The sequence below is a fragment of the Halomonas sp. DP4Y7-1 genome (assembly GCF_019800705.1).
GTDB classification, from domain to species: Bacteria; Pseudomonadota; Gammaproteobacteria; order Pseudomonadales; family Halomonadaceae; genus Halomonas; species Halomonas litopenaei_A.
Window position 1 is genome coordinate 213146 of sequence record NZ_JAHVKS010000004.1, and the last position, 13884, is coordinate 227029.

Annotated in this window: 12 protein-coding genes; 10 read left to right on the forward strand and 2 right to left on the reverse strand. The window is 64.4% G+C overall.

The genetic code is table 11. The annotated features are described in order from the left end of the window. Positions 1–43: 43 nt before the first annotated feature. The 3 genes from KUV72_RS09955 to KUV72_RS09965 all read left to right on the forward strand — a co-directional run bounded on the left by KUV72_RS09955 (position 44) and on the right by KUV72_RS09965 (position 3778). Positions 44–580: a DUF1285 domain-containing protein gene (locus KUV72_RS09955; RefSeq protein ID WP_222238173.1), complete on the forward strand. Its 537-nt coding sequence runs from the start codon at positions 44–46 to the stop codon at positions 578–580. After that, positions 580–2835 carry an ATP-dependent helicase gene (locus KUV72_RS09960; RefSeq protein WP_222238175.1) on the forward strand — a complete coding sequence of 752 codons (2256 nt, stop codon included), beginning with the start codon at positions 580–582 and terminating at the stop codon, positions 2833–2835. The genes KUV72_RS09955 and KUV72_RS09960 overlap by 1 nt, the downstream gene beginning before the upstream one ends. Before the next feature lie 94 nt (positions 2836–2929). Next, a complete protein-coding gene (locus KUV72_RS09965; RefSeq protein ID WP_222238177.1) occupies positions 2930–3778 on the forward strand; it encodes a sulfurtransferase in 849 nt (282 codons plus the stop codon). Between the two features lie 51 nt (positions 3779–3829). Here KUV72_RS09965 and KUV72_RS09970 read toward each other — a convergent pair whose 3' ends face one another. Continuing rightward, positions 3830–5071 carry a dicarboxylate/amino acid:cation symporter gene (locus KUV72_RS09970; protein ID WP_222238179.1) on the reverse strand — a complete coding sequence of 414 codons (1242 nt, stop codon included), beginning with the start codon at positions 5069–5071 and terminating at the stop codon, positions 3830–3832. A 260-nt stretch (positions 5072–5331) separates the two neighbouring features. After that, positions 5332–6999, reverse strand: coding sequence for an electron transfer flavoprotein-ubiquinone oxidoreductase (locus KUV72_RS09975; RefSeq protein WP_222238180.1), 1668 nt, complete (start codon positions 6997–6999; stop codon positions 5332–5334). A gap of 681 nt (positions 7000–7680) precedes the next feature. Between KUV72_RS09975 and KUV72_RS09980 the strand changes: the two genes are divergently transcribed. From KUV72_RS09980 to KUV72_RS10010, 7 genes are all read left to right on the forward strand, one after another. Then, positions 7681–8433 (forward strand): electron transfer flavoprotein subunit beta/FixA family protein, encoded by a 753-nt coding sequence (locus KUV72_RS09980; protein WP_222163042.1) that lies wholly within the window; start codon positions 7681–7683, stop codon positions 8431–8433. Continuing rightward, positions 8430–9356 (forward strand): electron transfer flavoprotein subunit alpha/FixB family protein, encoded by a 927-nt coding sequence (locus tag KUV72_RS09985; RefSeq protein WP_206937461.1) that lies wholly within the window; start codon positions 8430–8432, stop codon positions 9354–9356. The genes KUV72_RS09980 and KUV72_RS09985 overlap by 4 nt, the downstream gene beginning before the upstream one ends. Before the next feature lie 408 nt (positions 9357–9764). Beyond that, on the forward strand, positions 9765–10580 hold the full coding sequence (locus KUV72_RS09990; protein WP_261317434.1) for a DUF3450 domain-containing protein: 816 nt from the start codon (positions 9765–9767) through the stop codon (positions 10578–10580). After that, entirely contained in the window at positions 10580–12133 is a 1554-nt protein-coding gene (locus KUV72_RS09995) for a MotA/TolQ/ExbB proton channel family protein (protein WP_261317435.1), read from the forward strand. Before KUV72_RS09990 ends, KUV72_RS09995 begins: the two co-directional genes overlap by 1 nt. Continuing rightward, the gene (locus KUV72_RS10000) at positions 12111–12650 is read left to right on the forward strand and encodes a MotA/TolQ/ExbB proton channel family protein (protein ID WP_206937464.1); all 540 of its coding nucleotides are present in this window, start codon (positions 12111–12113) and stop codon (positions 12648–12650) included. The genes KUV72_RS09995 and KUV72_RS10000 overlap by 23 nt, the downstream gene beginning before the upstream one ends. Further along, complete coding sequence (locus KUV72_RS10005) at positions 12643–13053, forward strand: ExbD/TolR family protein (RefSeq protein ID WP_206937467.1); 411 nt, start codon at positions 12643–12645, stop codon at positions 13051–13053. Before KUV72_RS10000 ends, KUV72_RS10005 begins: the two co-directional genes overlap by 8 nt. Then, positions 13050–13862, forward strand: coding sequence for an energy transducer TonB (locus KUV72_RS10010; RefSeq protein WP_222163043.1), 813 nt, complete (start codon positions 13050–13052; stop codon positions 13860–13862). The genes KUV72_RS10005 and KUV72_RS10010 overlap by 4 nt, the downstream gene beginning before the upstream one ends. Positions 13863–13884: the final 22 nt, after the last annotated feature.

A 13884-nucleotide genomic window follows, 5' to 3' on the forward strand; every position in this document is an offset into this window, starting at 1 on the left:
AGCCGCCTGTTTTTATCGAGTAGGCGTTAGGGAGAACACGTTCATGCGACTGGATCACATCCTCCAAGGCATTGCCGAATTTGGCGAGCGTCCGCCGCTGGACGAGTGGGCTCCCGCGCTCAGCGGCGAGATGGATCTGGTCATCACACGTGATGGTCGTTGGGTGCACGAAGGCCGTGATATCGAGCGTCCTGAGCTGGTCAGGCTCTTTGCACGCATCCTACGGCGTGAGTCAGACGGTCAGTACTATCTGGTCACTCCGGTCGAGAAGTGGCGAATACGGGTGGAGGACACCGCGTTCGTCGTGGTGGATGCCGACTATGTCGACCCATGCTGGTGGCTGACGACCAATGTGGGCGAGCGTGTGAGTCTGGGGAAAGCGGCGCGGCTGACCCTGACCACCACGCCCATGGGGGAGTGGGTGCCAGAGGTGGGACTGCCGTTCGGACTGAGTGCGCGTCTCGGACGCAACGTGTTCTATCGGCTGGTGGAGCTTGCTGAGGTGAAGGAGGCGGATCTGGGCATCCATAGTGAGGGTGTCTGGCAGCCGTTGGGGCGGCTGGAGGGCGAGTCGCGCTGATGTCTGCTGTTGGTGATAGGTTTCCCTCTTCTTCCGCGGACGCTCAAGCGGGCACGCTGTGGTCGACGCTAACCCCGGAGCAGCAGGCCGTGGTGTCACATCAGCGCGGTCATGCCAGGGTGGCGGCGGTCGCCGGTGCCGGCAAGACCACCACGCTGGTCGCCAGGGTGTTGCACCTGCTGGCCGGTGGCGTCCAGGCTCGGCGCATGATGGTGCTGATGTTCAACCGAGCCGCGCGGGAAGACTTCCAGCAGCGCTTGGCCGCGATGGCGCCGGCGGGTATCGAGTTGCCCGAGGTGCGTACCTTCCATTCCCTTGGCCATCGACTGACGTCCAGTCTGGTGCGCTGGGGCGCCTTGCCTCGACGGGAACTGCTGACCGCCGACTGGCAGCAGGAGCGGCTGTTACGTCAAGCGACCCTTCAGGCCCTGGAAGACGTCGACGAAGACCGCGACGCGGCGCTGGAGCCAGATCGCATCGAGGAGCTGGCGCATTTCTGCGCGCTGGCCAAGGCCGAGGTCATCGAGCCCCAGTTACTGTATGAGCGACTCGAGCTTGGCGATGGAACCCGCCATTTTGTCAGTGCCTTTCACTGTCTCGAAACCCTGATGGCCGACAATGGCGTCATGACCTACTCGGATCTGCTGTTCCGTCCCTTGCTGGCACTGGAAGGAGACGAGGGGTTGCGGCGTCGCGTGCAGGGGTTTCTCGACCACGTCATTATCGATGAATACCAGGACATCAATGCTGCCCAGCAGCGGTTACTGGCAGTGCTTGCCGGTGCCCGGGCAGATGTCATGGCCGTGGGAGATGCCAACCAGTGCATCTATGAGTGGCGAGGGGCGCATCCCGACGCCATGCTCGATAACTTTACCCAGGTATTTGGCGCGGCGACCGACTACCCCCTGTCCACCACCTTTCGTCATGGTCATGCCCTGGCCCTGGCCGCCAATCATGCCATTGCCGGCAATGGCCGGGGGGCGGACCAGCTGTGTATCGCCGGGCCCAGCACGCCCCAGACCAGCCTGTCGGTGGCCCGAGGCGCGAGCGCCTTTCTGGAGACACTGGCGGCGTGGCAGCAGCAGGGCCGCTGTCTCAGCGACGCCTGCCTGCTGGTGCGCAGCTGGACCCTGTCGGTGCCTTTGCAGCTGGCGCTGTTGCGAGAAGGCATTCCCTTTCGCCTGGCCCGCGAGGACCGGTTCGTCTTTCGGCTTCCGTTGGTCGAGGCCCTGGCCGGTTATCTATCTCTTGCCCTGTGGCCGGAGCAGCTGCGCGATCCTGCCGCGTTGATGCCGATGTTCGCCCAGCCGACCTGCTTTGTGCCCCGGGAGGTGCTGTCCTCGCTGGTACAGCGCCTGGCCGAGACTCAGGCTTGGCCGGGGCCGGGTGACGCCCTGCTTGAGCGGCTCAAACCTCATCAGAAGCGCACGCTGAAGCGTCGCTGGGCGCTGCTGTGCGAGCTGCCTCGACTGTCGCGCCTGAGTGCGGATGCGCTGCTGGAGCACGTTGTTGCCGAAGTCGAGGCCGAAAAGGTGCTCAAGCGAGCCGCATCGCGACGTGACAAGGGCGAGGAGGACGTGCGCCTGCTCGACGTGCTGATCGAGCAGGCGCGCGAGGTCAAGGACGTCGCCACCTTCATCGAGCTGTTGCGACGACCGGTGGAAAACCAGGAACAGGGCGTGCTGATCAATACCGTGCATGGCGCCAAGGGACTGGAATGGCCGTTGGTGATCGTCGGCTCCGTCAATGAAGAAGACTTCCCGCACTACAGTCGCGACAACCCGCTATCGCCTCAACGACTCGAGGAAGAGCGTCGCCTGTACTACGTCGCCATTACCCGCGCCATCGAGCGGCTGGTCGTGTTGCATGACGGTGGCGACCACCGGCCGAGTCGTTTCATTCAGGAAAGCGCCTGCCAGGACGCCAGCGCGGTGGCCGAGGCTCTGTATGCTGGCAGCAGTGAAGCGCCGCCGGCACCGTCGGAGCCTCTCAAGGTGGCGGCGCCGGCTCTGATCCAGCGCTACCTGGCGGCAATCGGTCAGAGCCTGACGCTCTCCGCGGCGGAGCGGGCCCGCGCTGACGGCGAGTATCGTGTCGGTGAGCGTGTTCGCCATGGGGTGTTTGGTGACGGTGAGGTCGCCGTCGTCGAAGGGGATCCTGCCAATCCGGTCATCGAAGTGCGTTTTGACCACGCCGGCAAGCGCCGACTGATCGCTCGCCGTGCCCCCATCGAGCGGCTGGGCCATCCCGCCTGAGCGCCGTCTTCCAAGGGTGACGCTAGCCTGTGACGTTGGCGTTGTGGACGGCAACGCCTATGCTGCCGGTTCCTTTGTCGAAACGGAGTTCGCCATGGTGCATCCATTGATCGATGCCGAGACCCTGCGCCAGGAGCTGGAAAGCGAGACACCGCCGCTCGTGCTGGACTGTCGGGTTCGGCTTGGAGATCCCCAGGCTGGCGCGGCGTTGTGGCGACAGGCCCACGTGCCGGGTAGCCTGCATCTCGACCTGGACCGTGATCTATCCGGTCCGAGCGACGGTCCTGGCGGGCGGCACCCGCTGCCCACCCAAAGCGATTTTGCCGCCTCCCTGCAGCGGCTCGGGGTTTCGCCACAGCAGCCGCTGGTAGTGGTGGACGACACCTCCGGTCAGCTGGCCGCTGCACGGGCCTGGTGGATGCTGTCGATATGGGCGGGTCACCCCCATGTCAGGCTGCTGGATGGCGGCCTGGGCGCCTGGGAAGAGAATGCCGGGGACTGGGAGGTTGGCGAGGCCGCTCCGCGGGAGCCGTCGAGCTGGCAGCCTGAGTTCGACACCAGCGGCATCGTCTCCCTGAAGGAGCTGGTGGCAAGCGATGTGCTGAAGGTGGATGCCAGGCCAGGAGAGCGGTTTCGCGGTGAAGTGGAGCCGCTGGACCCCCGCGCGGGCCACATACCCGGCGCCGTCAGTCGGTCCTGCAGCCTGAATCTAGACGAACATGGACGCTTCAAGCCGGCCGAGGCGCTCGACCGCGAATTGCCCCAGGCCGATAGCATCGTCGCCTATTGCGGTTCTGGGGTGACCGCCTGTCATAACCTGCTGGCCTATCGGCTTGCCGGACGTCCGCTGCCCCGGCTCTATGTCGGTTCCTGGAGCGAGTGGAGCAGCGATCCGGCGCTGCCCGCCGAGGTAGGCCCGTCAGCATCACCATCGCCGGACTGACGTGGGATGGTGAGCGCTGACGGGGCAGGCCAGGGCGTCAGTAGGAGGGTGTCAGGAGGAGGGCGACCGGGGGGCTGAACTGGCCGGTACCTCGTCGCCAGGGCGCCGTTCAAGTCGCGCCAGCAGCATGGCATTGGCGGTGTTCCCCATCACGTTCAAGGCGGTGCGGAAGCCATCGGTAAAGCGGTCCACGCCGGCCACGACCGCAACGCCTTCCAGCGGCAAGCCTGCGGCAGACAGCACGGTGCTCATGGCGACCAGGCCGGCACCGGGCACTCCGGCGGTGGAGAATGACACCAGCAGGCCGGTCGCAAAGATGGTGGCCGCCAGCGTAAGCGTGATGTCGACTCCGAACAGCTGGGCAACGAACAGCGCGTTGAAGCCTTGCAGCACCGCAGCACCATCACGCTTGAGTGCCGTGCCGAAGGGTAGGGCAAAGGCGCTCAGCTGACTGGGTGCGCCGTAATCTCTGGCGTTGTTGAGCGCGATGGGTAGGGTGGCATTGGAACTTGCCGTACCCAGGGCGAAGCTCAGCGCCTCGCCGAAGTGGCGCAGGTAGGCCAAGGGGCGCGCTCCGGCAACGGCCAGCAGCGCCAGATAGAAGACCGCCATGGCCGCAATGGCCGCAAGCAGACCGACGACGTAAAGCCCCAGTTTCAATAGCAGGTCGAAGCCTTGGGTCGCCACCACCGAGGCGATCAAGGCAAACACCCCGATCGGGGCCAGGCGCAGCACCATCGACAGGATCTTCAGGGTGATGTCGTAGCCGCTCTGCAGCACGTCGATCAAGGGGCGGCTCTGCTCCGGTAGCTGACGCGCAGCAATGCCAACCATGGCCGCTGCCAGGATGATCTGCAGCAGGTTGGCCTGGGCCAGAGCTTCAAAGGGATTTTTCGGTACCAGGCCCACAAGCCATTGGGCGAGGGGCGTTGGGTCCCTTGCCTCGATGCTGGCAGAGCCGGCGCCGTCGACGCCGAGGCCAGGTGTCAGCCAGGCGGCGACCCCCATGCCGATGGCCAGAGCGACGGCGCTGGTGACAACGTAAAGCAGCAGCAGTTTGCCGGCGTAGCGGCCAACGTTCTCGCTGCGATCCACCTGGGTGAAGCTCAGTACCAGAGCGCAGAAGACCAGAGGCACCACGATGAACTGCAGCAGGCGCAGGAAGATCTGGCCCAAGGGGGTCAGCAGCTGGGTATCCAGCGCCGCCGCGAGCTCAGGAATGAATAGATTGATACCACCGCCGGCCAGGATCCCGAGGATCAGGGCCAGCAGTATTTGACGGGTATGGGCCATGCTATCTCCCGGTGAAGAGGTTCGAGTTAGGGCTCAGCCCCCGAGTGGCGAGCAAGCCAGTCGTCTACAGAGGTGGCTCTGGCTCAGCGTTGCGGGCGTCTGGCCCAGATGAGCGGGGGCACACTATTGGGTGCCGCCAAGCGCTTGGCAAGCGTTCCAATAGACCGATTTGTTATGACGTTAATGTATTGTCACGAAACAAAAAAGCGGACGGGGTTTGCCCGTCCGCTGATGTCTTGCAGTGCCGCCTAAGCCGAGCGTCACATATTCGGGTAGTTGGGACCGCCGCCGCCCTCTGGGGCGACCCAGGTAATGTTCTGGGCAGGATCCTTGATGTCACAGGTCTTGCAGTGCACGCAGTTCTGGAAGTTGATCTGGAAGCGTGGGCTGCCGTCTTCACCTTCGACCACTTCGTAGACACCGGCCGGGCAGTAGCGCTGTGCGGGCTCGGCGTACTCGGGGAGATTCTTGTGAATCGGAATGTCCGGGTCGGTCAGGCGCAGGTGGCAGGGCTGGTCTTCCTCGTGATTGGTGTTGGAGAGGAACACCGAGGACGATTTGTCGAAGGACAGCTTGCCATCCGGCTTGGGGTAGTCGATCTTCTCGAACTGACTCGCCGGCTTGAGTGCAGCGTGATCCGGCGTGGTGTCATGCACGCGTGGAAGCTTGCCGCCAAGAAGCTGATCAACGAAGTTGTAGGCGCCGCCGCCGACGGTGCCATACTTGTGAATGGCGGGGCCAAAGCTGGCGCTTTGCTCGAGCTCCTTGTAGGCCCAGCTGTCCTGCCAGCGGTGCTCGAAAGTGCTCAGCTCGTCGCCACCTTCAGAGGCCTGTGCCAGGGCGTCAAAGACGCTTTCGGCCGCCACCAGGCCGGACTTCATGGCGGTATGGATGCCCTTGATCTTGGCGAAGTTCAGGGTGCCGGCGTCGCAACCGATCAACAGACCACCCGGGAAGGTCATCTTGGGCAGGCAGTTGAGCCCGCCCTTGGCAATCGCGCGGGCGCCGTAGGCCACTCGCTTGCCCCCCTGCAGATGCTGGCTCAGCACGGGATGGTGCTTCATTCGCTGGAATTCGTCGAAGGGCGAGAGGTACGGGTTCTGGTATCCCAGGTCCATGATCAGGCCGACGACGACCTGCTGGTTCTCGGCGTGGTAGAGGAACCAGCCGCCATGACTGTCCTTGTCGAGAGGCCAGCCAGAGCCATGCAGGACGAGGCCGGGTTGGTGCTGCTCGGCGGGCACATCCCACAGCTCCTTCAGGCCAATGCCGTAGTGCTGGGGGTCCTTGCCGGCATCAAGCTGGAACTCGCGAATCAGGCGTTTACCAATGTGGCCCCGTGCGCCCTCTGCAAACAGCGTGTACTTGGCCCGCAGTTCCATGCCGGGCATGTAGCCGCCTTTTTCGCTGCCGTCTGCGGCGACCCCCATATCGCCAATAAGAATGCCGCGGACCACACCATCCTCGACGATGGCGTCCTGTGCGGCGAAGCCGGGGAAAATTTCCACGCCCAGTGATTCGGCTTGCTCCGCCAGCCAGCGGCAAAGATTGCCGGCGCTGATGACATAGCGGGTCAGGTCGCCACCGGTGTTGTGCATGGACTTCGGCACCAGCGCGTTGGGCAGTTTCTGGGCCTTCTCGGCGTCCTTGAGCAAGTAGACTTCATCGCGGGTGGCCGGAGTGGACAGCGGAGCGCCGCGCTCCTCCCAGTCGGGGAACAGTTCAAACAGGGCGCGGGGCTCAAGCACTGCACCGGAAAGAATATGAGCGCCGACCTCTGAGCCTTTCTCGACAACGCACACCGTGAGTTCCTGCTCTGCCTCATTGGCTTGCTGCATCAAGCGGCATGCGGCGGCGAGGCCAGAGGGGCCGGCGCCAACGATGACCACATCAAACTCCATGGTGTCGCGTTCTACTTGTTCTGACATCTGGTGCTTTCCTCCTCAGGAAGACGCCGGCTGCCACCAACGTCTTACAGATTTTAAACGGTCGTTTGCTTCACGGTATAACTCATGATAGGCATAATAGCGTCGTCAGGTCATCCTTACGATGGTCGACTGTTGGCACAGCGCAGGGCGCCTTGCTGGGGATTGTTGCGCACGGCCGGGCTGTGGCACATTGAAGGAGCCGCTGCAGGCCCTATCAAACGCTTGCGTGAAGCGCCGCGACCTCGGGGCCGAGTCCACGCAGACGCCGGGATGAAAGGCGTTGGCGCGCTGGAGCGAGGTTGTTGGTGGGCCACGACGACGGTGGGAGAGGACCTGGCAGCGCTGTGTCAGGCAGGTAGCGGATGCTGCCCAGGGTGTTGCGTTATGCGCTAACTCCATGAGTGCATAGCGAAATGTTCTTGAATCGGCGGCTTGATGCAAGACGTCGAAGGGTGAGTCGATAGATAGTCGGCTTGCCAGTGTAGCGCTCAAGTGTGCAGAGGAAGCGTCGGTAGCGGGGAGTGCCCCAGCGGCGTCGGGGTCAGGGCAGCGCCCGGTGCTCGGCCGTGCTGTATGTCGGCGAGCGTGGCGGCTCCGTCGGGGGCGACACACCGTGCCAGCGTTTTCTTGAGGATTCCTTCCTTTTATTCAGGGTTCCCCAGTGAACCAAGTGAGGACGACATGAAAGTACTCGTCGCGGTCAAACGCGTCATTGATTACAACGTCAAGATTCGCGTCAAGCCGGACGGCAGTGATGTGGACCTGACCAACGTCAAGATGGCCATGAATCCTTTCTGCGAAATCGCCGTGGAAGAGGCCGTCCGACTCAAGGAGCAGGGCGTAGCGACCGAAGTCGTGGCGGTGACCGTTGGTCCCAAGGCGGCCCAGGAGCAGCTTCGCACCGCCTTGGCGTTAGGAGCTGACCGTGCCATTCACGTCGAGAGCGACGAGCGAGTGGAATCCCTGGGCGCCGCCAAGGCGCTGGCCAAGGTGGTCGAGAAGGAGGCGCCGCAGCTGGTGATTCTCGGCAAGCAGGCCATCGATTCCGACAACAACCAGACCGGCCAGATGCTGGCGGCCCTGACGGGCATGCCTCAGGGTACCTTCGCGTCCGCGGTGGAAGTGGACGGCGAGACACTGAAGGTGGTGCGCGAGATTGACGGCGGACTGCAGACCGTTGCGCTCAAGCTGCCGGCCGTCGTGACGACCGACCTGCGCCTGAACGAGCCGCGCTACGCCAAGTTGCCTGACATCATGAAGGCGAAGAAGAAGCCCCTGGACGTGCTGACCCCGGCAGAGCTCGGAGTCGAGGTGGCCAGCGGGCTTACCCTGGTCAAGGTCGAGCCGCCGGCCGAGCGCCAGGGCGGCGTCAAGGTAGGCTCCGTGGACGAGCTGGTCGACAAACTGAAGAACGAAGCGAAGGTGATTGCATGAGCATCCTGGTTCTCGCAGAACATCATGACGGTCAGCTGGCTGACGCCACCGCCCACGTGGTTGCTGCTGCTCAGGCCATCGGTGGCGACATCGATGTGCTGGTGGCGGGTCAGGATCTGGGCAGTATTGCCGAGGCAGCGGCCAAGCTGGACGGCGTGGCGCGGGTGCGGGTAGCCGACAGCGAGGTCTTTGCCCATCAGCTGGCCGAGCCTCTGGCGGACCTGTTGGTCTCCCTGGCGGATGATTACAGTCACGTTCTGGCGGCGGCCTCCACCACCGGCAAGAACGTGCTGCCACGCTTGGCGGCATTGAAGGACGTTGCGCAGATCTCCGAGATCATCGCGGTGGAAAGCGCCGATACCTTCAAGCGCCCGATCTACGCAGGCAACGCGATCGCGACCGTCCAGAGCGGCGACGCGCTGAAGGTGATTACCGTTCGTTCCACCGCCTTCGACGCCGTGGCTCAGGAAGGCAGTGCCAGCGTGGAAGCAGTGGACGCCGCTGTCGATAACGCACTGTCGAGCTTTGTCGGCGAGGAGCTGGCCAAGAGCGACCGTCCCGAGCTGGGTGCCGCACGAGTGGTCGTCTCCGGCGGCCGCGGTATGGGAAGCGGCGAGAACTTCAAGATTCTCGATAGCGTTGCCGACAAGCTGGGTGCTGCCATCGGTGCCTCGCGTGCGGCCGTGGATGCGGGCTTTGTCCCCAACGACATGCAGGTCGGCCAGACCGGCAAGATTGTCGCGCCGGATCTGTACATTGCCGTAGGCATCAGTGGCGCCATTCAGCACCTGGCGGGGATGAAAGATTCCAAGGTCATTGTGGCGATCAACAAGGATGAGGAAGCCCCCATCTTCCAGGTCGCCGACTACGGCTTGGTGGCGGATCTGTTCGAAGCGATTCCGGAGCTCGACAGCAAGCTGTAAGCGCACTTTCTGTGCGCCTGGTAAGACGCCGCGGCCATTGGGCCGCGGCGTTTTTTTTGGCGCTGGCGCCGCAGCAGGGGACGGGCTCAGCAGGGGGGCAGGTCGCGTGGCCTGCTATATCCGAGGCTCCTGCGGGGACGACAGCACAGCCGGCAGCGCTCCTGGAGGCTTGCCGGATGTCTGCAGGCTCGGCCTAGGCTGTGCAGCACCGCAACTCCAGGGGATGGCGTTTGGCGATTGATGCGCCGACGGCCCTGGGCTGGAGGGGCATCTGGACAGGGGGAAGCGGGGTATGTCCTTGTCTCGCATTGATAACTATTCGTGTTTCGGGTACTGTCTCTGCATTTGACGCGGCACGTCGATCCGACCGGGATGCGGCGAGCGAGACGGTATGGCGGAGGCCGAGGAATGGCGAAGACAGATCTGCGGGCATGGCTCAATGTCGGCACGGCAAGCTCAGGGCGAGCGGCGGTCAGCGCAGTGGCGTTGATGGTGGGGCTTGGCGTGAGTGGGGCAGCATGGGCGCAGTCAGAGCAGGCCAGTGGCGATGGTGAAGCCTTGGAGGCGCAGCGCACTCAGGCCGAACTGCAGCAGCGCATCGACGCTGCCGACGAAACGGTTCGCGAACGCATCGCCGAGCTGCGTCAGGCCGAACAGGAAGCGGAGCGCCTGGCGGCTTACAACGATTCGCTGGCGCCCCAGCTCGAGCGGTTGGCCACTACCCTGGACGAGCGCCGGGCGGGCATGGACACCATGTCGGCGACCAGAGAAGCCTTGCCGGGTGTGCTCAGCGAGATGACCGAGCGCCTGAACCGATGGGTGGAGCAAGACATTCCCTTTCTGCACAGCGAGCGTAGCGCCCGGGTGACATCACTCGAGAACAGTCTGTCGAGTCCACAGCTGTCTAGCGCTGAAAAGCTGGAGCGGGTGGTCGCGGCCTGGCAGGCCGAATTGGCCTATGGGCGCGAGCTGGATGCATGGCGCGGCACCCTTGAGCAGGCAGATAGCCGTCGCGAGGTGGACTATCTGCGTTTGGGGCGGGTCGGCTGGTACTACCTGACGCCTGACGGCCATGAGGGCGGCGTGTGGCAGCAGGGCGAGTGGCAGCCTTTGAGCGCCGCGCAGCGCGATCAGGTCGAGAAGGGCATGCAGATTGTTCGTGATCAGCGTGCCCCGGACTTGCTCGAACTTCCCCTGTCACAATTAGGCGAGGAGTCCAACTGATGTTCTCTCCGATGAATGGCTCTCGTCATGGCGACGCCCACACCCGCAATGCGGGGGGAGTCGTGTCCCGCCCGTCCATGGCATGGTGCCGTACAGCGTTGGTGGCGGCGCTGTTGTCGACCGTCTCGCTGGCGGCAACTGCGCAGCAGAACAATGAGCAAGCGCAGCAGAATAATGAGCAAGCACAGCAGGATAATGGCCAGGCGCAGCAGGATAGTGAACAGACGCAAGTCGGCGAGCTGCCGCTCGCCACGTTCAAGCTAGAGCGTGAGGCCGCAGAGGCACGTGATCGAGAGCGCCTGGCTGGGCTCGTAGATGACAGCGAAGCGCTTGCCGCCGCTCTTGCGGACGCGCAGCAGCGCCGCGACGCCGCCCGCGCCGAACGTGAGAGGCTGGAGTCCGACATGGCCGAGACTCGCGCTGCGTTGGACGAGATCTCCGCCGCGCGAGACGCCGAGGGAGGAGACTTGACCGCGGTGTTTTCTGCGGTGGCAGGTGCCACTGGCGAGCTACGAGATGAGCTGGGCCAGAGCTGGCTGACGTTAGGTGCCGAGACAGCGTTGCCGCCGCGTCTCGACGATGAGGCGATTCTCACCGTCCAGCATATCGAGGCGCTTGCCGATAGCCTGATGGGCATGACCGCAGAGACTGCCAAGGTGCGTCAGATAGAAGCGCCGGTGGCGGCATCCAATGGCGAGGTCGCCAGTCGTCCGGTGACCCGGGTGGGTGATCTGATGGCATTTTCTCAGGGCGAGCTGCTGGAACGGGTTGGCGAAGAGGGTCGCCTGGCGGCGGTGGAGCACACGCCGACGGCGGTGCGTAAAGCACTCACCGCCTACCAGGCCGGGGAGTCCGCCAACCTGCCCGTCGACCCTGCTGACGGTCGCGTTGTCGAGGCACTGTCGCGACAGCCCAGCCTGGTTGAGCGCTTCCATCAGGGCGGAGCGGTCGGCTATGTGGTCGTGGCGCTTGGCGTGCTGGGGCTGCTGGTAGCGGTTGGCCAGTACCTCTATCTGCTGAGGGTCAGCGTGACGACTCGACGTCAGCTCTCCAGCATGGAAAGCCTGCGCTCCGACAACCCGCTCGGGCGCGTGCTGTCCCGTTTCCACGCCTTTGGTGCAGATCATGCGCCGGAGGCGCTGGAGGCGCGCCTGGACGAGTGTCTGCTGGCGGAACAACCTCGCCTGGAGCGCGGCCAAGCGCTGGTCAAGATGCTGGCGGCGGTGGCCCCGTTGCTCGGCCTGCTGGGTACGGTGACGGGGATGATCGTGACGTTCCAGTCAATCACGGTGTTTGGTACTGGAGATCCCCAGCTGATGGCGGGGGGTATCAGCCAGGCGCTGGTGACCACCGTGCTGGGCTTGATCACTGCGGTGCCTCTGCTGTTTGCCCACACTGCGCTGTCGTCACGTTCACGCTCGCTGATCGGCACGATGGAAGGAAAGGCCAGTGCCGTGTTGGCTGACCGTCTGGAAACTCGCGCGGCGCCGGTGAGTGGGACCTCCACACAGCAGCAAGGAAGCAGGCAGCATGCCGACTCACCCCTGGCTTGAGCCCCTATATTGGCTAGTCGACGCCGGTGGGCCAGTGCTGGTGGGTATCGCCGTGGTCGCCATGCTGCTGTTTTCGGTCGGGCTCGAGCGCTGGTGGTTTTTCCGCTTTCACTATCGCCCCGCGCGGGCCGCGCTGATGCGGCGCTGGGTAGAACGTCATGATCATGTCAGCTGGAGCGCTCGCACCCTGCGTGAGACCTGGGTGACGGAATTGATTCGGCGTCTGCGTGGACCGCTGCCCTGGCTCAAGCTGCTGGTGGTGATCTGCCCGCTGCTGGGCCTTCTTGGCACGGTGACCGGCATGATCACGGTGTTCGACAGCCTGTCCCTGGCGGACAGCAATCAGGCCCGAGCCATGGCGGATGGGGTGGCGAGAGCGACGCTCCCGACGTTGACCGGCATGGCGGTGTCCGTGGTTGGCCTGCTGTTTATCACACGACTCGAACATATCATCCGGCGCGAGGATCAGCGGTTGCATGATCGCCTGGCCCGTGCCGCGGAGGACGCACATGCGTAGACGTCGACTGTCCGCCGGCGCCGAAGAATCCAGCGAGGTCAATCTGACCCCCATGCTGGACGTGGTCTTCATCATGCTGATCTTCTTCATCGTCACCACCAGCTTCATCAAGGAGAGTGGTGTCGAGATCGAAAGGCCGGAGTCATCGGCCGCGTCGGCAAGGCCTGACGTGCAGGTGCTGGTGGCCATTACTCCGGAGGGAGCCCTCTGGGTCGATGGGCAGCCCGTGGACATTCACCGTGTAGGCACGACAGTGGCCGGCATGCTGTCTGATGACGGTTCCGTGGTGATACAGGCGGATCGTAACGCGGCGACCGGTGTGCTGATCGAGACCATGGACCGTTTGCGTGATGCTGGCGTGGACAAGGTCGCGGTAGCGGCGGAGAGGAGCTCCGACGCATGAGGCGAGTGGGAGCCCTGATCGCGGGAGGCCTGTTGACGCTGGCACTGTTTGCGCTGCTGGCACTCTTGGTGTTGCCGCCGGAGTCGGAGCCTGAGCTGAGAGAAGAGATCACGCTGTCGCTGGCCGAGCCGGTGGCACCCCAGGCAGAGGCGCCGGCGGAGTCATCAGCTGCATCGTCGGCAGCGCCACCGCCGCCGCCCCCGGTGCAGGCCGCACCAGCGCCCCCTGCACCGGCGCAATCGGCAGTCAGCGAAATACGCTTGCCGGACCCGGAAGTGGTGCCGCCCAAGCGGGAGGTCCAGACTCTGGACAGTCGCTTGCCGGAGCTGACAGAAACGCCGCCGGAGCCCAAGCCGCAGCCGCGACCAGAGCCGCGACCAGAGCCTCAGCCTGAGCCCCAACCTCGCCCCGAGCCGACACCGCAGCCGGTGGCGACCCCGGCACCTTCGCCTTCGCCTGCGCCCACCCAGGCGTCCAGCGGCAGCGGCAGTGCCGCCAGCGCGGGGGCCGGGGCAGCAGCGCCCGCGTCCAATGAGCCGGTCGATGTGGGGACGTCAGCCCGTGCCACGCGCAAGGTGCCGCCGGAGTATCCGCGTCGGGCGCAGCGTCGGGGACTCGAAGGTTACGTGGTCATGCAGTTCATTATTCGTTCCGACGGCAGCGTCGATCGCGGCAGCATTCAGGTGGTCGATGCCAGTCCGCGAAGAGTGTTTGAGGACGCCGCACGGCAAGCCATTGCAGGCTGGCAGTTCGAGACCGCCTCCGGCCTGCGCCGGGCGCGCCAGCGTCTCGAGTTCCAGTTGAGGTAACGCCGGTGATGAAACCAGCAAG